Source organism: Protofrankia sp. BMG5.30 (assembly GCF_001983005.1).
Lineage (GTDB): Bacteria > Actinomycetota > Actinomycetes > Frankiales > Frankiaceae > Protofrankia > Protofrankia coriariae.
Map to the genome: position 1 here is coordinate 14,166 of NZ_MOME01000012.1, position 19,015 is coordinate 33,180.

A 19,015-nucleotide genomic window follows, 5' to 3' on the forward strand; every position below is an offset into this window, starting at 1 on the left:
GCTCAGTGACCTACCGTAGGTTCGCGGCGCCGTTGCGCAACAACGCGTCAACGAACTCCACCAGCCGCGGATGCCCGCCGACCGTCCGGGCCAGGGTGCGCCGGTCGGTCTCGTTCAGCGTCCGCAGGCTCGGCAACCGCAGGAGCAGAGGTCTTGCCGATACCGCCGGGCCCGGTCAGCACCACGCCGGCGACCGCGCCGTACCGCTCCACCGCGGCCCGGCCGCCGCGCAGCACGTCCAGCGCGGTACGGACCTCGCGGCGCCGCCCGACCAGATCCCCCATGGCCAGCTCGCGGACGGTGCCACCGGCCGGCGCGGCGAACGGGCGGGCAAGCGGACGCGGGTCCGCGGCCATGTCCAGCAGCGGCGGGTCATCGGCCGCGGCCAGCAGCGTCGCGGTGGCGTACTCGGGCGGGGCGAGGCGGCCCGTGGCGCGCGCGGCCGTCCGCCGGTCGGCGTCCACCTGCCGGCGGGCAGCGGCGAGGGCCGCCGGCACCGAGCCGGCCCGGCCGGTGGCCAGCTCCTCGTAGAACACCCCGGCCAGATCGGTCGCGTAACGGTCGGTGACGGTCGTCTGTATGGCCACCACCCGGTCGGCGCCACGCCGGACCAGGGTCGCGGCCAGCCCGTCCGAGCCGGCCGGCTCATCCGGACCCGCTGAGCCATCCGAGCCCGCTGAGCCGACCGGATCCGCTGAACCGCCTGGGTCTACTGAGCCGTCCAAGCCCGCTGAGCCGGCCGGGCTGTCCGGGCCGGGCGGGCTCGCGGTCGCGCCGGAGCAGGACGACAGCACGATCAGCGGCAGTGGGCGGGACGCACCCTTCAGGGCGTCCACCAGCTCCTCGGCGCGGACCGGCACCGGGTTGCCGTCCTCGTCCTCCAGCTCCACCGTGGACGCCGAGCCGTGCGCGGACAGGTGCAGCACGTGGTAGAAATCGTCGCCGTCCGTGCTCTGGCCGCTCAGCGCGTCGGCGATCTGCTTCAGTCCAGCGACCTCGAGGATCGTGACCTGCGCGGCCCCGGACCCCGCGACCCCGCGACCCCGCGGACAGCATCGATGATCGCCTGCATCTCGGCTTCGACGTCGAGCGGCGGGTTATTCGTCCGGGTCTCCTCCGGCGCGGCCACCGCCACCAGGATCTTCAGCGGGCCGGTCGCGGCCCGGCGCAACCCGGCGGCCCTGCGGGTGAAGCGCACCCCGGGCATGGTCGCGAGCAGCCGCCCGTCGGCCAGCCGCAGCAGCTCGTAGGGCAGTGCCAGCGCCGGGCCGTCGGCCTCCACCACGACGTCCACGGCCGTGCCGAAGGGAGACGTGTCGATCAGCTCGGTCAGCCGCCGCGCGGCGTCGGCGTCCAGCAGCGCCTCCCGCAACCGGTGACCGGCCTGGGACAGGCGCGCGTCCGCCTCCGCCGGGCTCCCTGGCAGCGACGCCCACACCGTGCCGAGCCCGGGCGGCAGCGCCGTAACGCGCTCCCCCAGCGACGTGCCGGACAGCACCGCGCGGCCGTCGTCCGCGGCAGCCTCGCCCTCGCTGCGGCGGCGGTACTCCGGCGAAGCCATGACCAGCACATGGTCGGACTCACGGACCTCGGCCAGCATCCACAACGGCCAGTCCTGCCGGCGTTCGTTCGCCGACAGGTCGAGCTTCGCGTCGATCTCCCGCGCCCGCAGGAAGATCCACAGATCGCGGACGACATTCTCGTACTCGGGCGACTCGTGGGCATAGGAGAGAAACACCCGCGGCGGACGATCCGTCACCGGAATATCACCATACCGGCACCGCTGCCTGCGCTGTCCCTCACGCCGTCCCCCGCCATCGCCATACAAGGGGAATCATAAGCATGCTTCGGTGACAGCCCTCTCACCGATACGGAAAACGGTCAGTTCAGATAAAAGTTGAACAAGTCATTCATATGCTGACATCGGGACTGATAATGCGCTGATGATGCGCTGCTGCCAGTCGCCCCGGACGTTGCCACTCACCCCGAAGCGCCATGAAACGGCTACTTGGGAACGATCTGCTCGCCCTGGCGGTGCAGGCCGTAGGTGACGGCGTCCTGGAGCGCCTCCCAGGAGGCGGCGATGATGTTCTCGTCGACGCCGATGGTGTCCCAGCGGTCGCGGCCGTCGCTGGTGCCGACCAGGACCCGGGTCACCGCGCCGGTGCCGGATCTGCCGTCGAGGATGCGCACCTTGTAGTCGACCAGGTCGAGGTCGGCAAGGCCCGGGTAGCTCTTCTCCAGGGCCTCACGCAGGGCCCGGTCGAGGGCGTTGACCGGGCCGTTGCCCTCGGCCGTGGACACGTGCCGCACGCCGTTGGAGACGAGCTTCACGGTCGCCTCACTGACGACCTCGCCGTCCGGCCGCCGCTCGACGATCACGCGCCACGACTCGAGGGTGAAGAACCGCCGGGGGCCTTCGGTCTCGTCGCGCAGCAGCAGCTCGAACGACGCCTCCGCGGCCTCGTAGGTGTAGCCGGCCGCCTCCCGCTCCTTGACCAGGTCGACGACCCTCCCCAGCGCCTCCCGCTGGCCGGAGAGGTCCAGGCCCAGCTCCCGGCCCTTGAGCTCGATGGTGGCCCGGCCGGCGAGCTCCGAGACCAGCATCCGCATGTCGTTGCCGACCACGGCGGGGTCGATGTGCTGGTACATGTCCGGATCGATCTTGACGGCACTGGCGTGCAGGCCGGCCTTGTGGGCGAACGCGCTCGCGCCGACGTAGGCGCGGTGGGCGTCCGGCGCGGAGTTGGTGATCTCGTCGATGGCGTGCGACACCCGGACCAGCTCGCGCAGCCTGCCCGGGGGCAGCACCCGGCGRCCGAGCTTGGTCTCCAGCCCGGCGACGACGCTGAACAGGTCCGCGTTGCCGCAGCGCTCGCCGTAGCCGTTGGCGGTGCCCTGAACGTGGGTGACGCCGGCCTCGACCGCGACCAGCGTGTTCGCGACCGCGCAGGCGGTGTCGTTGTGGCAGTGGATGCCCAGCCGGGCGCCGGTGCGGTCGCGGACGGCGGAGACAACGTCGCCGATACGCGTCGGCAACATCCCGCCGTTGGTGTCGCAGAGGACCACGACCTCGGCGCCGGCCTCGGCCGCCACCCGGACCACCTCGAGGGCGTAGTCGGCGTCGGCTCGGTAGCCGTCGAAGAAGTGCTCCGCGTCGACGAACACCCGCTTGCCCTCGGCGCGCAGATGCGCCACGGTGTCGCGGATCATCGCCAGGTTCTCGGCGGGGGTGGTGCGCAGGGCGCGCTCGACGTGCCGGCGGTCGGACTTCGCCACCAGGCAGACGACGGCCGTGCCAGCCTCCCGCAGGGCGGCGACCTGCGGGTCGTCGGCGGCGGTGGTGCGGGCCCGGCGGGTCGCGCCGAAGGCGGTGAGCAGGGCGTGCTCCAGCCTCAGCTCGGTGCGGGCGCGGTGGAAGAACTCGGCGTCCTTCGGGTTCGACCCGGGCCAGCCGCCCTCGATGAAGCCGACCCCGATCTCGTCGAGGTGCCGAGCTACCGCGATCTTGTCGCCGACCGACAGCGACAGYCCCTCCTGCTGGGTCCCGTCACGCAACGTCGTGTCATAGACGTGAAAGGAGTCGGGATCGTCTGGCTGCACGGCGTGCCTCTCAGCTGCGGATCACCTGCGGGTAGTCGGCCATCCGCGGATCGCGATCTGTGGATCCGGACCTGCGGATCCGCGGGGTGTCACGCGCCCGGCGGCGTGGGTGGGCAGCCGGCACGCGCGACGATGGCGGGTTCACCGCCGACTGCCCACTGTACGGCGCCACCCGCCCAGAAGCCCGCGATCCCCCAGCTCACGACAAAGCCCGCACCACACCCAGACCGACCTCCACCTTTTGGATCATCATCAGATGATCCAAAAGCCCCGGACGGCGGCCCGCCCAAGAGGCAGGGGCCCCCAAATAGTCGCGAAAGCGACTATTTGGGGGAGGCCCCTCAGTCGCCGGCGAAGCGGCGTAGGCGTTCGACCTGGAGGATGGTGACGGTCTGGCCCTCGGCGAGGATCCAGTTGCGCTTCTCGAACTCTCGCAGGGCCTGGTTGACCGACTGGCGTGAGCCACCCAGCAGGGAGGCGATCTCGGTCTGGGTCAGGCCCAGTTCGATCAGCGGACGCCCGGACTCCCGCATCCGCATCAGCAGCAGCTTGGCGACACGCCGGGGCAGGTCGAGGAAGACCAGGTCGGCGTTTGCCCCGGTCAGCCGGCGGACGTGAGCCACCAGCGCCCGGATGAGCTGTTCGGCGACGGCCGGGCGCTCCCGGACCAGCTCCCACACGGCGGCTCGGTCGAGGACGACGGCCTCGCTGGGTTCCAGCGCCTCGACGCTGGCCGAGCGCGGGCCGGCCTCGACGATGTTGAGCTCGCCAAGGGTGTCGCCGGGACCGGCGATGTTCAGGACGTGGTCACGGCCGTCGTCGGCGGTCGTGAGTACCTTCAGGCGGCCGGAGGCCACTACGAGCAACGTGTCAGCGGGATCACCTTCAGTAAGCACAACCTGACCGCGGCGATATCGGCGCACGACGGATCGTGCGGCGAGGCGCGCCAGGGCCGGCTCGTCCAATTCCTTCAGCAACGTGGTCGCCCGCAGCAGCGCGACTACCTCTTCCTCCTGCACACCGTGACCGTAGCGCCAATGTCGGGAAATGTGGGCGCCCGGTGCCCCCCTTGTGCAGTGATGTGCGTCGATGGAGCAAAAAACGACACAGAAGGAACAGTCAACCAAACAGAGGCACACTGCTCCCTAAACAGACACCCGCTGGGTACTCCAGCAACGCACTACATCGCRCATGGACAACACGCYGGCYACGTCGCCCCGATCGCAGACGATCAGGTGCCGGAACCCGCCACGCAGCATCGCGCCGGCAGCCTCCGTCAGCGGCCAGCCGGGATCGGCGAACACGACGTCCCGGGCGACATGATCTCCGACCAGTTCGACGTCCGGGTTCTGGCCGGCCGCCACCGACATCAGAACATCACGTTCGGTCAGGATGGTGTACCCCTCGCCGTCGACGTCCCGCACAATGGCCGCGCCCACCTTCCGGGCTGCCATCAGCCGCGCCGCCTGACGCAGGGTGTGGTTCGGGCCGATCATGAGTACCGGACTGGTCATCCCGTCGGAAACCCGCATCACGCCTCTCCCCGGGGCTTGTGCACTTGTGAAAAAGAGCCTGACAGGAGAGAGTAGGCGCGGAATGGTCCGCTGACCAGACCGTCACGACAAACAACGGTCCGTGGGCGRAACCTGGATGAAACCTGGGCAGAACCCGGATGGAACCCGAGCGGAACCCAAGTCGAACAAAGCCGGAATCCGGGCGGAACACGRCTGTATCCCGCCCGCCGGCCCCGTGGCATCCGCTCGTGCCACCCGGCCGCGACGGCCGTGCGAAAGCGTGATCACACGACAGTGCGGTCAGACGTACCGGCCAGCCGGCAGGCCGGCCGTCACGACATGCCCGGCCGACCGGGCCGACCGGGCCGACCGGGGCCAGAACTATCTCCGGCGGATATCGACCGTCCAGGCACTGGCCCGTGGCGCGACTGACGATCCGCCGGAGACGGCCCGCGGAGCCCTACGGTTCCTGGACGAGCTCGTTCCAGTTCTTGTAACGGTCGATCTCCCCGCGGGTCGCCTGGTGGAACAGCTCAAGCAGCTCGCGGGTGATCGGGCCGGGGCGGCCCGCCCCGACCGGGCGGTCGTCGATCTCGACGATCGGCACCATCTCGGCCGCCGTCCCGGTGAAGAACGCCTCGTCCGCCAGGTACAGGTCGGTGCGGACGATGTGCTGCTCGCGGACCTCGTACCCCTGGTCCGCGGCGATCTGCATGATGGACGCCCGGGTGATGCCGCCGAGCGGCCCGTCGCTGAGCGGCGGGGTGATCAGCCTGCCCTCCGAGATGATGAAGACGTTCTCGCCCGACCCGTCGGCGACGTTCCCGTTGGGGCTGGTCAGGATGGCCTCGTCGTAACCGGCCTTGAGCGCCGCGACCTTGGCCAGCGACGAGTTGAGATACTGCCCGGACGCCTTGGCCGCCGGCGGAATGATGTTGTTGTCGTTGCGGCGCCAGGTGGACACGGTGGCCCGGCAGCCGTTCTCCTCCGCGTCGGCGCCGAGGTAGGCGCCCCAGGGCCAGACCGCGACCATCACCTCGATCGAGGAGGGCAGCGGGTTGAGGCCCATCTCCCCGTACCCGAGGTAGATCAGCGGCCGGATGTAGCAGGCGTCGACCCTGTTGACGGCGACCGTCTCCTTGACGGCGGCGACGAGCTCGTCCTGCGTGAACGACGGCTCCATCATGTAGATCTTGGCGCTGCGGTACAGCCGCGCGATGTGGTCGGTCAGCCGGAACACGGCGCTGCCGCGGGCGGTGGGGTAGGCGCGGATGCCCTCGAAGACACCCCAGCCGTAGTGCAGCGTCGGGTTGAGCACGTGGATGTGGGCGTCGTCCCAGTCGACGAACTGGCCGCTCATCCAGATCTTCGATGTCGGTGTGATGGGCACGGGTGACTCCAGGCGTATGCGACGAAGCGTGTGGGCGAGTGACGATCGCGCCGATCTTCGCCGTGGTCGGGCCCCGTCGGCTGCCGTCGTACCGGATCTACGGCTCTTCAAAGAATAGCGTTTCTCCGGCCGCTTGCATCAGCTCGCGTACGGATAACCACCTTCTGAGCAGGAACGACAACGGACAGCACCGGACGGGCTGCACGGCCGTCCGGCGCAGGCCTGCCTACCGGCTCAACCGGTGTAGCCGGCGACCCGCGCCGCCAGGTCCTCCCCGACCTCCCGCGTGGAGATCTGGTCGTGCAGGTAGCCGTTGCGCGGCCGGGAACGCTCGGCCAGGGACGCGGCGACCGCCGCCTCCACCCGGGCGGCGTCCTCCGTCCGGCCCAGATGCGCCAGCAGCATCGCGACCGACAGCACGGTGGCGGTCGGGTCGGCGATCCCCTGCCCGGCTATGTCCGGCGCGCTGCCGTGCACCGGCTCGAACATGCTCGGGTTCTTCCCGGACGGGTCGAGATTGCCACTGGCAGCCCGCCCGATACCGCCGGTGATCGCCGCGCCGATGTCGGTGAGGATGTCCCCGAACATGTTGTCGGTCACGACCACGTCGAAACGCCCGGGGTCGGTGACGAAGAACATCGAGGCCGCGTCCACGTGCTGGTAGTCGACCTGGATCTCGCTGAACTCGGGGGCAACCTCGGCGACCGTGCGCAGCCAGAGGTCCCCGGCGTTGGTCAGGACGTTCGTCTTGTGGACGAGGGTGAGCCGCCGCCGGGGACGCGCCCGCGCCCGGTGGAACGCGTCCCGTACGACGCGCTCGACGCCGAAACGGGTGTTGAGGCTCTCCTCGGTGGCCACCTCGTACGGGGTGCCGCGGCGCAGGGTACCGCCGGCGCCCGCGTACGGGCCCTCGGTGCCCTCCCGCACCACCACCATGTCGATGGTGTGCTCGCCGGCCAGCGGCGTGGCCACACCCGGGTACAGCCGCACCGGGCGCAGGTTGACGTGATGGTCGAGCTCGAAGCGCAGCCGCAGCAGCAGCCCGCGTTCGAGGATGCCGCTGGGCACCCCGGGGTCGCCGACCGCGCCGAGCAGGATCGCGTCGTGCTCGCGCAGTTCGGYGAGCACCGAGTCCGGCAGGGTCTCGCCGGTGGCGTACCAGCGGCGCGCGCCCAGGTCGTAGTCGGTGGCCTCCACCTTGGGCTCGATGACACGCAGGACACGCAGGCCCTCCGCGACGACCTCTGGACCGATACCGTCCCCGCCGATGACCGCAAGCCTCATGAACGCGACTGTAATCCGTCATCCCCCACCCGCGGCGCCCACCCCCGCCCGCAGCCGTGGCGGGCCTTCGTGGCGTGTTCGCACCGTGTTCGCAGCACGATCACACCACGTTCACACCGCGTCGGGCCCACCGCGCCGGGCCCACCGCGCCGCGGGTGCGGGTCATCTGTCGGCGACGGCGTCTTCGATGATCAGGCGTACGCGCCGCAGCATCTCCCGGCAGATCGCAGGAAACATACCGAAAAATCAGACAAAATGTACGCCGAAGCTTTCGACATACATTTCCTCATGATTCTCCGCGAAAATTTTCCGCATACTTCCTCCGGACGGCCGGAAAATGCCCGGGATGGGCGCGGGGCGCGCGACACGCACGATGAATCGCCGATGGCGACAAAGGTCCTCACGTACAGTGCACCGACCACATACCACAACCGCCTCGGCAAGCAGCTCCGTAACCGGCTGGAGGTGAGCGGGCATCTCCCCCGGTCGGGCACGCGTGGCATGCGACGGCACAAGGGAGTGTACGACGCATGATCGTTGAAACAACGCCACCACCGGTCCGCTCCGCCACCCACCGCGTGACCGGTCCCGTCCGCGCGACCGGTTCCGCGGACGAGTGGTCCGACGCGCTGCGCGACGCGCTGGCCGATCCGGAGCAGCCGCGCATCGTCTTCCAGCCGATCGTCGATCTCCGGCGTGGTGTCATCGCCGGGTACGAGGCACTGGCGCGTTTCGGGACGGCCGCGGCGCCCTCACCCGACCTGTGGTTCGCCGCCGCCGAGCGCGCCGGGGTCGCCGCCCGCTTCGAGGCCAGGGTGCTGCGGGCGGCACTGGCGGCTCGCGAACGGCTGCCACCCGACTGCTTCCTCAGCGTCAACGTCATGCCGAACCTGCTGACCACCACGGAGGTTGCCTCGGTCTGGGCCGATGCCGATCTCAGCCGGCTCGTCCTGGAGTTCAACGAGACGGTCAGCGCCGAGCGGACCCCTGAGCTGGCCACCACCATCCAGGCGCTGCGCGAGCGCGGCGGCCGCATCGCCATGGACGACGTCGGGTCCGGCTACGCGGGGCTGCGCCAGATCGCCAGGGTCCACCCCGACCTGGTCAAACTCGACCGGGAGCTGGTCGCCCGCGCCGACGGCGACCAGGTGCGGCGGACGTTGACCGAACTGGTCAACGTCTTCGCCCGCAGGTTGGACGCCTGGGTGATCGCCGAGGGCATCGAGCGTGACGAGGAGCTGGCCGTGCTCGTCGGGCTCGGCGTCCCGCTCGGGCAGGGCTGGTATCTCGGCCGCCCCGCACAGAACTGGCAGCGCCTCGACCCCGCGGTCGCCAGGCGCATCCGGCTGCTCGCCCAGCGGACCGGGCGCGGCGAGGGGGTGGGCAGCCTGCTCGAACAGGTACGGATCCGCGTCGGGGACGGCCGGCCGCCGCGCCGGGGCACCTCCGCGTCGGCGGCCTGGTGGCCCGACCCGCCGGCACAGCCACACCCGGGCGGCGGTGTTGGCGCTGCTGGCGGCGGCGCGGTCGTCGTCGTGAACCGGCGCCACCAGCCGGTGGCACTGCAGCTGCCCGTCGCCCCCGGCGCCGCCGCGGCCCGGCGGGTGCCGGCCAGCATGGTCGCCCGGCCCGACGAACACATCGTGGACGTGGCGCGCCGGGCGATGAGCCGCGCGCCGGCGCTGCGCTTCGACCCGGTCGTGGTGGTCACCGAGCTGGGCCGACCGGTCGGCCTGGTCCGGATCGAACGGCTGATGCTCCGGCTGGCGGAGATGTCCGGCGGACGCCCGCGGCCACCGGAGCACGACCGTCCACAGCCGCGTGGGAAGGCCCCGGGGCAGGCCGTGGAGCTGGCGGCCACGAACCGGGCCACGGCCTGGGCCGCGAATCGGGCCGCCGACCGGGTCGTGGTGGAGCGGGCGGCGGCGCGCCCGAGCCACGGCCCGGCCGCGGGAGCGTGACCCAGATGGTCACGGCCAGAGGCCCTCAGATACCCGTGGCGGCCTGGATGCCGGGGGCAGTGCGYTGGTCCCGCGCGGCCCGGTTGACCGCGCTCACCACCGCGCGCAGGGACGCGGTGACGATGTTCGGGTCGACCCCCACGCCCCAGAACACCCTGTCCCCCACCGCGACCTCGAGATAGGCCGCGGCCCGCGCGTCCGCGCCCGAGCCCAGGGCGTGCTCGTGGTAGTCGAGGACGCGTACCTCGACGTCCCGGGTGCGCAGCGCGGCGACGAACGCGTCGATCGGCCCGTTGCCGGTGCCGCTGAGGACCTCCTCACCGCCGTGGATGCGCACCGAGACGCGGACCTCGTCGCGTTCCCCGTGCGCGGCGGTGGTCCGGGAGCCGAGCAGCTCCAGCGGGGCGTCGGAGGCGTCGCCGGTCAGGAAGTACTCCCGGGAGAAGATCTCCCACAGTTCCTCGCCGGTCACCTCGCCGCCGATGTCGTCGGTGTGGCGCTGCACGACGTGGGAGAACTCGATCTGCAGCCGACGGGGCAGGTCCAGGGAGTGCTCCGCCTTCAGCAGGTAGGCGACGCCGCCCTTGCCCGACTGGCTGTTCACCCGGATCACGGCCTCGTAGGAGCGGCCGACGTCCTTCGGGTCGATGGGCAGGTAGGGCACCTCCCACAGCCGCTGCCCGGTCCGTTCCATCGCCTCGAAGCCCTTCTTGATGGCGTCCTGGTGGGAGCCGGAGAAGGCGGTGTAGACGAGGTCGCCGCCGTAGGGATGCCGGGGGTGCACCGGGAGCTGGTTGCAGTGCTCCACGGTCCGGCGGATCTCGTCGATGTCGCCGAAGTCGATCTCCGGGTCGATGCCCTGGGAGAACAGGTTCATCCCCAGGGTCACCAGGCAGACGTTGCCGGTGCGCTCGCCGTTGCCGAACAGGCATCCCTCGACCCGGTCGGCGCCCGCCAGCACCCCGAGCTCCGCGGCGGCCACGGCACAGCCACGGTCGTTGTGCGGGTGCAGGGACAGCACGACCGCGTCCCGCCGGGTCAGGTTGCGTGACATCCACTCGATCTGGTCGGCGTAGACGTTGGGCGTGGACATCTCCACGGTCGCCGGCAGGTTCAGCACGACCGGCCGGTCCGCGGTGGGCTGCCAGACGTCCATGACCGCCTCGCAGACCTCCAGGGCGTAGTCCAGCTCGGTCCCGGTGAACGACTCCGGGCTGTACTGCCAGCGGACGTCCGTGCCCGCCAGCAGCTTCTCCGCGTACCGGGCGCACCACTGCGCGCCCTGGACGGCGATGTCGGTGATGCCGGCCCGGTCGAGCCCGAACACCACCCGGCGCTGCAGCRTCGACGTCGAGTTGTACAGGTGTACGAGCACGTTCGGCGCGCCGACGACCGCGCGGACCGTGCGTTCGATCAGCTCCTCCCGGGCCTGGGTGAGCACCTGGACGGTGACGTCGTCGGGGATGTGCCCGCCCTCGACGAGCTGCCGGATGAAGTCGAAGTCCGTCTGGCTGGCGGCGGGGAAGCCGACCTCGATCTCCTTGTAGCCCATCCGCACCAGCAGCTGGAACATCTGCGTCTTGCGCGCCGGGGTCATCGGGTCGATCAGCGCCTGGTTGCCGTCGCGCAGGTCCACGCTGCACCACCGGGGCGCCCGGGTGATCGTCCGGTTCGGCCAGGTCCGGTCGGGGAGGTCGACCGGGACGAACGGCCGGTACTTGTCGACGGGCATACCGGAAGGCCGCTGTGAGCCGGGAGACTGCGCACCCGGAGACTGCGCGCCGGGAATATGCAAACCGGGAAACTGCCGTGAAGTAGTCACTAGTTTCTACCGCTCCTGCTTCGGGAGAAAACCTGCGGCGGCCAGCGCGCACCAACAACCCCGCGACGAGGAAGCCGACCTGTCTCAGGCCCCGCCGCGGCGACTAAGAAGCAGAAGCGTGCGCATACTGCGGCGAGCTTACTACCCGACGGCTCACACCGTCCCCCACACCGCCCCGAGGGGCCGGTGAGATCAGGTCGGCAGGCCCACGACCGGCGCCGGGCCAACCCGCGGCCGCAGATCGTCGGCCCGCACGGTACACACCAGCGCGTGGGTGCCGGCCTGCCAGGCGCTCTCCTCCGGATAGATCGAGGCGACCTTCAGGCCGGGGACGCTGCCGGTGTCGCCGAAGATGGCGCGCGCGGCGGCCACGCAGTCCCTGGCGGTGGCGGCGTCCAGGGCCGGCCGGCCCGGCCAGCCGGGGAAGGGCGCGGCCAGATCGACCACCCCCGTCACCTGGTCGAGGTGCGGCTGGTCGCAGCCCACCTTGGCGGGAGTGACCTCGTGCGCCGAATCCGGCGCCCACAGCAGGCAGTCCCCCGGCCGCAGCTCGCCGAGCAGGGTGGGCTCGAGCACGAACCGCTGCGCCGGGACGGAGAGCACGGCCGGGCTCGTCGCCGGGCTGGCGGCCGCCGCCGAGTCGGCGAGACCGGGCTCCTGCATCCGGACCGGGGTGCCGGCCGAGGGTGCCGGAGCGGACACCACCGCCGCGCGCGGATTGTTGCGGAGCAGGAAGAGACCGAGACCCGCCATTCCGGCGAGCAGCGTCAGGAACGCCACCAGCCGGGTGGCGCGGCGGCGACGCGGGGAACCCGGCGTCCACATCCAGCGGTAGAACACCCGCTGCCCTTTCGACCGGACGGGTTCCACCCGGCAGCGGCCGCGCGCGGCCTCGCCGGAGGCTGCCAGGCGTTCATCGGCTGACGGCTCGATGAAGCGCGCGGAGCGCACGAAAGTGTCATCGAGGTGCAACCCCTCGAACGGGTCCCGACCGTCCCGAGCCATGGCTTTCACGGTAAACCCAGGGACTCGTTTCCCACACCATGGTCACCGAACCAGGGGCCAGGTCACCACGACCTGTGGCACACCGCGATGGACGGCGGTGACCGGGCCGTCCGGCCTCGGTGCGCAACCGGCCGGACGGCCCGGTCACCTGTGCCCTGTCGGCTCCTCGCCGGATCGGCTCCTCACCGGCTGGTCACTGGCTGTGGAGGCTGACCGACCGAGCCGCCGACGCTCCGATGATCTTGGCGATCTCGGTCAGGACGTCCACGGGCACCGTGTCGTCGAGCGAGAGCGACATCAGTGCCTCGCCGCCGGCCTTGCGACGGCTGACCTGCGCGCCGGCAATGTTGATCTGGGCCTCGCCCAGCAGCGCGCCGACCGCGCCGACCACTCCCGGACGGTCCTCGTACCGGAAGAAGGCCAGGTGTGCCTGGGGCCGGATGTCCACCTCGAAGTCGTCGATCGCGGTGACCTTCTCGACCTGCCGGGGGCCGGTCAGCGTGCCGCTCACCGACACCGGCGTCCCGTCCACGAGCACGCCACGGACGGTGACGAGGTTGCGATAGTCGGGGCTCTCCTCGAACGTCTCCAGCGCGACGTCGACGCCCCGGTCCTTCGCGAGCAGCGGCGCGTTGACGTAGGTGACCGGCTCCTCGATCACGTCGGTGAACACGCCCTTGAGCGCGGCGAGCTGCAGCACCGACACGTCGTGGGCGACGATCTCGCCGCGGACCTCGACGGTGATCGCGGCGGCGAGGCCACCGGCAAGGCCGGTGAACAGCTGGCCGAGCTTCTCCGCKAGCGGCAGCCCCGGGCGGACGTCCTCGGCCACGACCCCGCCCGCCTGCACGTTCACCGCGTCCGGGACGAACTCGCCGCGCAGCGCCAGGCGCACCGACCGGGCCACCGCGACCCCGGCCTTCTCCTGGGCCTCCGCGGTGGACGCCCCCAGGTGCGGGGTGACCACCACGTTGTCCAGCTCGAACAGGGGCGAGGAGGTGGTCGGCTCGGTGACGAACACGTCGATGCCGGCGCCGCCCACCCGGCCGTCCCGGACCGCGTCGGCCAGGGCCTCCTCGTCGACGAGCCCGCCCCGGGCGTCGTTGATGATGATCACTCCTGGCCTGACCCGCTCGAGCTCGTCCCGGCCGATGAGGCCGATCGTCTCCGGCGTCTTCGGCAGGTGGATCGTGATGACGTCACTGATCCGCAGCAGCTCGTCGAGGTCGACCAGGCGCACCCCCAGCTGGGCGGCGCGGCCCACCGAGACGTAGGGGTCGTAGGCGACGATCTTCATGCCGAAGGCGGCCAGCCGCTGCGCGACCAGCAGGCCGATGCGCCCGAGCCCCACCACGCCCGCGGTCTTGTCCGCGAGTTCGACGCCGACGTACTTCGAGCGCTTCCACTCACCGCCGCRCAGCGCGGCGTTGGCCGCCGGGATGCGGCGGGCCACCGCCGCCAGCAGCGCGACGGCGTGCTCGGCGGCGCTGACGATGTTCGACAGCGGGGCGTTGACGACCATCACACCGCGGGTGGTGGCGGTGGCGACGTCGACGTTGTCCAGCCCGATCCCCGCCCGGGCGACGACCTTCAGCGAACGGGCGGCGGCGAGCACCTCCGCGTCCACTCTGGTCGCGCTGCGCACGATCAGGGCGTCGGCCTCGGGGATCGCGCCCAGCAGGGCGGCCCGGTCGGTTCCGTCGAGATGGCGGACCTCGAACTCGCCGGACAGCAGTTCCAGCCCGGCCGGCGACAGCTCCTCGGCAACCAGGACGACGGGCACGGTGAGGCTCCTTGGGAAGACGGCCGGCGGGACGGCGGGTCAGAAGGACAGCGGACGCGACGACGGGCGACGACGAGGACACCCGAGGTACAGGGCCAGGAGGTTGTGAGCGCCGCCCAGCGTACCCACTGTGGGCCGCTGCCGGTGATGTACCGGGGCTGTCCAGCCCGGGAATCCCTGGTGTCCACGACCTGGCCAGGCGGACGCGGCGGTCGACGACAGCCGCGGATCCACCGGGCCAGGCCGCTGGGCGGGTGTCAGTCGACGGGCTCGGCGATCCAGGACATCAGCGGCCGCAGCTGGGCGCCGACCTGCTCGATCGGATGCTTCTTGCCCTCCTCGACGAGCTTGGTGAACTGCGGGCGACCCGCGTCGTCCTCGGCCACCCACTCCCGGGCGAACGAGCCGTCCCGGATCTCGCCGAGGATGCGGCGCAGCTCGTCCTTCACCGCCTGCGTTATCACCCGCGGACCGCGTGTGACGTCACCGTACTCGGCCGTGTCCGAGATCGAGTACCGCATCCGGCTGATACCGCCCTCGTACATCAGGTCGACGATCAGCTTGAGCTCGTGCAGGCACTCGAAGTAGGCGACCTCCGGCTGGTAGCCGGCCTCGACCAGCGTCTCGAAACCGGCCTGTACCAGGGCGCTCGCGCCGCCGCAGAGCACAGCCTGCTCGCCGAAGAGGTCGGTTTCGGTCTCCTCGGTGAAGGTCGTGCGCAGCGCCCCGGCCCGGGTGCCGCCGATCGCCTTGGCGTAGGCGAGCGCGAGCGCGAGAGCGCCGCCCGACGCGTCCGCCTCGACCGCGACCAGCACGGGGACGCCCTTGCCCTCGGTGAAGGTCCGCCGGACCAGGTGCCCCGGGCCCTTCGGCGCGACCATGAACACGTCCACCCCGGCCGGCGGCTCGATCAGCCCGTACCGGATGTTGAAACCGTGGCCGAACGCGAGCGCCTTGCCCGGCGACAGGTTGGGCGCGATGGACTCCGCGTAGATCTTACGGTGGGTGGTGTCCGGCGCAAGCAGGATGATCACGTCCGCCTCGGCCGATGCCTCGGCCGGGGTGAGCACCCGCAGGCCCTGCTCGGCGGCCCGCGCCCGGCTGCGGCTGCCCTCGGGCAGGCCGACCCGGACGTCCACGCCGCTGTCGCGCAGGTTGAGGGCGTGGGCGTGGCCCTGGCTGCCGTACCCGATGACGGCGACCTTACGGTTGGTGATGTTGTCGAGCGACGCGTCCGCGTCGTAGTAGATCTCGGCCATCGTGGGCGAATCTCCTCGATTCTTCGTCAGTGGGCCCGGCGCAACCGGGCCCACGGGATCTTCATGGCCCTCAGGCCGTCCGGTCGAGAGCACGCAGACTACGGTCGGTAATCGATCGCGGGCCTCGGCCGAGGGCGACCATGCCGGACTGGACCAGTTCCCTGATGCCGAACGGTTCGAGCATCCGGATGAGGGCGTCGAGCTTGTCGCGGGTGCCGGTGGCCTCCACGGTGACCGCCTCCGGAGCGACGTCAACCACCTTCGCGCGGAAGAGCTGGACGGTTTCGAGCACCTGCGAACGGACCGACAGGTCCGCCCGCACCTTGATCAGGACCAGCTCCCGCCGCACCGCGGCCAACGGCTCCATTTCGACGATCTTGATGACGTTGACCAGCTTGTTGAGCTGCTTCGTGACCTGCTCGAGCGGTAGCTCGTCGACGGACACGACGATCGTCATGCGGGAGATGTCGTCGTGCTCGGTCGGCCCGACCGCGAGCGACTCGATGTTGAAGCCGCGCCGGGAGAACAGCCCCGCGACCCGGGCGAGCACCCCGGGCTTGTTCTCCACCAGCACCGACAGGGTGTGCGTGCTCACGGCCTGAACCTCTTCCTAAGCCTCTTCATAGTCGAAGTCGGGAGCGATGTCCCGGGCGATCCTGATCTCGTCGTTGCTCGCGCCGGCGGCGACCATCGGCCACACCATCGCATCCCGGTGGACGACGAAGTCCACCACGACCGGCGCGTCGTCGATGGCCATGGCCTTGTCGATCGTGGCGTCGACCTCGTCCAGCGACTCGCAGCGCATACCGACGCAGCCGAGCGCCTCGGCGAGGCGCACGAAGTCCGGCACCCGGCGCGCGCCCCGCGGGGCACTGGACGCGGCACCGACACCGGGGCCGGCGCTGGTGCCGGCGCCGTCCGGCCGGGTGCCCAGGTCGGTGTTGGAGTACCGCTGGTCGTAGAACAGGGTCTGCCACTGCCGGACCATGCCGAGCGACCCGTTGTTGATGATCGCAACCTTGATCGGGATGCCTTCCAGCGCGCAGGTGGCCAGCTCCTGGTTGGTCATCTGGAAGCAGCCGTCACCGTCGATCGCCCACACCGTCGCCTCCGGCCGGCCGACCTTGGCGCCCATCGCCGCCGGCACCGCGTAGCCCATCGTGCCGAGCCCACCCGAGTTCAGCCAGGTGTAGGGGTGCTCGTACGAGATGAACTGCGCGGCCCACATCTGGTGCTGGCCGACCCCGGCGACGTACAGCGCTTCCGGGCCGGCGATCCTGCCAAGCCGTTCGATGACGTACTGCGGGGCGACCGAGCCGTCCGTCGGCAGGTCGTAGCCCAGCGGGTACGTCCGGCGCCAGCCGTCGATCTGCCGCCACCAGCCGGCGAGATCCGCCCGCGGCTCGCCCTGCAGCGCGGCGACGAGATCAGCGATCACCTCACGGCAGTCCCCCACGATGGGCACGTCCGCCACCCGGTTCTTACCGATCTCGGCCGGGTCGATGTCGGCATGGATGACCGCGGCCTTCGGCGCGAACGAGGACAGCCTGCCCGTCACCCGGTCGTCGAAACGGGCGCCGAGAGCGATCAGCAGGTCGGACTTCTGCAGGGCGGYCACCGCAGCGACCGACCCGTGCATCCCCGGCATGCCCAGGTGCTGCGGATGCGAGTCGGGGAACGCGCCGCGGGCCATCAGCGTCGTCACCACCGGGATGCCGGTGAGCTCGGCGAGCGTGCGCAGCTCGGCGGCGGCCCGCGCCTTGAGCACCCCGCCGCCGACGTAGAGGACCGGCCGACGGGCCGCGCTGATCATCCGGGCCGCCTCGCGGATCTGCTTGCCGTGCGGGCGGGTCACCGGCCGGTAGCCGGGCAGGCACAGCGTGGGCGGCCAGACGTCGGCGGGCAGCACCGACGTGGTCGCCTGCAGGATGTCCTTGGGCAGGTCGACGAGCACCGGCCCGGGGCGTCCGGTCGAGGCGAGGTGGAACGCCTCGGCGATCGTGCGCGGGATGTCGTCCGCGGAGGCCACCAGGAAGTTGTGCTTGGTGATCGGCAGGGTGATGCCGCAGATGTCGGCCTCCTGGAACGCGTCCGTCCCGATCGCGCCGCTGGGCACCTGGCCGGTGATCGCCACCAGGGGTACCGAGTCCATGTAGGCGTCCGCGATCGGCGTGACCAGGTTCGTCGCGCCCGGCCCGGACGTCGCGATGCACACGCCCACCCGTCCGGTGGCCTGCGCATAGCCCTCGGCGGCGTGCCCGGCGCCCTGCTCGTGACGGACCAGGATGTGCCGGAGGTGCTCGGCGTCGTACAACGGGTCGTACGCCGGGAGGATCGCGCCACCGGGGATGCCGAAGACCACGTCGGCCCCGGCGGCCTCCAGCGAACGGACCAGCGACTGCGCTCCGGTGATCTGACTGCTCATCTGATCGTCTTCCTTGACGTTCCACGGTGGTGACGGGTGGGTGGGCCGGGCACAAAAAAACCCCTCGTGCCGAAGGCACTGAGGGGCGGCGCACGCAGTCCTGAGATCGACTACGCGCGCTCCACAAGTACAAGAATCGCAGGTGTGAGGATGCCACTGAGCATGGTCCCTACCATGCCCTGACATCCACTCCCCCGTCAAGCTCATCAACACCCTCGTCACCCAACACCGCGCCCACCGCAACGCCCCCGGGCCCGCCGCGAAGCGCCCCGTCCCGACGCAACCCGCCCGCCCACCCGCCGGGTCCAGCCTGGTCCGCAGGTACGCCAGACGGAGCAGCAGACATGAACGGCCCGCGAGCTATGATGATCGAAAATAGGCGGGGAGGGGTGGTCGAAGTGACGCCAGGCGCACAGCCGGCTTCGCGCTGGCCGATCGACGGCATCCCCATCGAGGAGGGCAYCCCCGTCGAAGAGGTGTTCCGTAGTCAGGGTGTGCGGCCGGTCGGTTCACTCAGGGAGCTCGCCCACCCCGAGCTGTGGGACTCCGATGAGGACTACGAGAACTTCCTCGCCGACCTGTACGCTTCTCGACACTCGGACATCGGGTGAGCGTCCTCGTCATAGACACCGACGTCGCGTCGGCGATCTTACGAGGCCGAGTACCGGGACCGCTCGAGGCACGGCTTGCCGGACAGACACTGGCGGTCACATTTGTCACCGTCGGCGAGTTGACCAAATGGACGCTGGTCCGGAGCTGGGGATCTCACAGACTCGTTGTTCTCAACCATTTCTTACCGCCCGGGTAGGGGTGCTGCCCTACAACGCACCCGTAGCCAGAGCGTGGGGCGAACTCCAGGCTCGGGGGCAGATCCGCGGTCGGCCACGGCCGACAAACGACACATGGATCGCTGCCTGCTGTATTACAAGCGGACTGCCACTGGCCACCCTCAATATCAAAAACTTTATC

General features: G+C 70.7%; 15 protein-coding genes. 2 read left to right on the forward strand and 13 right to left on the reverse strand.

Annotation, left to right across the window (positions count from 1 at the left end):
• Positions 1–47 precede the first annotated feature (47 nt).
• From BL254_RS07755 to BL254_RS07785, 7 genes are all read right to left on the reverse strand, one after another.
• Entirely contained in the window at positions 48–1,004 is a 957-nt protein-coding gene (locus BL254_RS07755; protein ID WP_083730915.1) for a CHAT domain-containing protein, read from the reverse strand.
• Complete coding sequence (locus BL254_RS07760; protein WP_047221338.1) at positions 983–1,759, reverse strand: SEFIR domain-containing protein; 777 nt, start codon at positions 1,757–1,759, stop codon at positions 983–985. Before BL254_RS07760 ends, BL254_RS07755 begins: the two co-directional genes overlap by 22 nt.
• Positions 1,760–2,004: 245 nt before the next feature.
• Complete coding sequence (cimA, locus tag BL254_RS07765) at positions 2,005–3,603, reverse strand: citramalate synthase (protein ID WP_047221337.1); 1,599 nt, start codon at positions 3,601–3,603, stop codon at positions 2,005–2,007.
• A 341-nt stretch (positions 3,604–3,944) separates the two neighbouring features.
• On the reverse strand, positions 3,945–4,622 hold the full coding sequence (locus BL254_RS07770; RefSeq protein WP_043603981.1) for a Crp/Fnr family transcriptional regulator: 678 nt from the start codon (positions 4,620–4,622) through the stop codon (positions 3,945–3,947).
• 126 nt (positions 4,623–4,748) lie between these two features.
• Positions 4,749–5,135 (reverse strand): cyclic nucleotide-binding/CBS domain-containing protein, encoded by a 387-nt coding sequence (locus tag BL254_RS07775; RefSeq protein ID WP_076842938.1) that lies wholly within the window; start codon positions 5,133–5,135, stop codon positions 4,749–4,751.
• Between the two features lie 442 nt (positions 5,136–5,577).
• Entirely contained in the window at positions 5,578–6,507 is a 930-nt protein-coding gene (ilvE, locus tag BL254_RS07780) for a branched-chain-amino-acid transaminase (RefSeq protein ID WP_047221335.1), read from the reverse strand.
• Positions 6,508–6,741: 234 nt separating this feature from the next.
• Positions 6,742–7,791, reverse strand: coding sequence for a 3-isopropylmalate dehydrogenase (locus BL254_RS07785; protein WP_076842939.1), 1,050 nt, complete (start codon positions 7,789–7,791; stop codon positions 6,742–6,744).
• A gap of 530 nt (positions 7,792–8,321) precedes the next feature.
• On the opposite strand from BL254_RS07785, the gene BL254_RS07790 reads away from it, so the two are divergent.
• Positions 8,322–9,752: an EAL domain-containing protein gene (locus BL254_RS07790; RefSeq protein ID WP_076842940.1), complete on the forward strand. Its 1,431-nt coding sequence runs from the start codon at positions 8,322–8,324 to the stop codon at positions 9,750–9,752.
• 25 nt (positions 9,753–9,777) lie between these two features.
• Here BL254_RS07790 and leuA read toward each other — a convergent pair whose 3' ends face one another.
• The 6 genes from leuA to BL254_RS07820 form a co-directional block, all read right to left on the reverse strand.
• Complete coding sequence (gene leuA / locus BL254_RS07795; RefSeq protein WP_076842941.1) at positions 9,778–11,484, reverse strand: 2-isopropylmalate synthase; 1,707 nt, start codon at positions 11,482–11,484, stop codon at positions 9,778–9,780.
• Between the two features lie 282 nt (positions 11,485–11,766).
• Positions 11,767–12,579, reverse strand: a complete 813-nt coding sequence (locus BL254_RS07800; RefSeq protein ID WP_076842942.1) for a septum formation family protein — start codon at positions 12,577–12,579, stop codon at positions 11,767–11,769.
• 193 nt (positions 12,580–12,772) lie between these two features.
• Positions 12,773–14,362 (reverse strand): phosphoglycerate dehydrogenase, encoded by a 1,590-nt coding sequence (serA, locus tag BL254_RS07805; RefSeq protein ID WP_076842943.1) that lies wholly within the window; start codon positions 14,360–14,362, stop codon positions 12,773–12,775.
• A gap of 257 nt (positions 14,363–14,619) precedes the next feature.
• Entirely contained in the window at positions 14,620–15,621 is a 1,002-nt protein-coding gene (gene ilvC, locus BL254_RS07810; protein WP_047221331.1) for a ketol-acid reductoisomerase, read from the reverse strand.
• Between the two features lie 70 nt (positions 15,622–15,691).
• Positions 15,692–16,216 (reverse strand): acetolactate synthase small subunit, encoded by a 525-nt coding sequence (gene ilvN, locus BL254_RS07815; RefSeq protein WP_047221330.1) that lies wholly within the window; start codon positions 16,214–16,216, stop codon positions 15,692–15,694.
• 15 nt (positions 16,217–16,231) lie between these two features.
• On the reverse strand, positions 16,232–18,046 hold the full coding sequence (locus BL254_RS07820) for an acetolactate synthase large subunit (RefSeq protein ID WP_076842944.1): 1,815 nt from the start codon (positions 18,044–18,046) through the stop codon (positions 16,232–16,234).
• A 398-nt stretch (positions 18,047–18,444) separates the two neighbouring features.
• Between BL254_RS07820 and BL254_RS07825 the strand changes: the two genes are divergently transcribed.
• Positions 18,445–18,657 carry a hypothetical protein gene (locus BL254_RS07825; RefSeq protein WP_083730924.1) on the forward strand — a complete coding sequence of 71 codons (213 nt, stop codon included), beginning with the start codon at positions 18,445–18,447 and terminating at the stop codon, positions 18,655–18,657.
• The last annotated feature ends 358 nt before the right edge of the window (positions 18,658–19,015 follow it).

Bases quoted from the DNA above. Each gene is read 5' to 3' on its own strand.
- BL254_RS07790 (WP_076842940.1), top strand. From the start codon at position 8,322: ATGATCGTTGAAACAACGCCACCACCGGTCCGCTCCGCCACCCACCGC.
- BL254_RS07800 (WP_076842942.1), bottom strand. From the start codon at position 12,579: ATGGCTCGGGACGGTCGGGACCCGTTCGAGGGGTTGCACCTCGATGAC.
- ilvC (WP_047221331.1), bottom strand. From the start codon at position 15,621: ATGGCCGAGATCTACTACGACGCGGACGCGTCGCTCGACAACATCACC.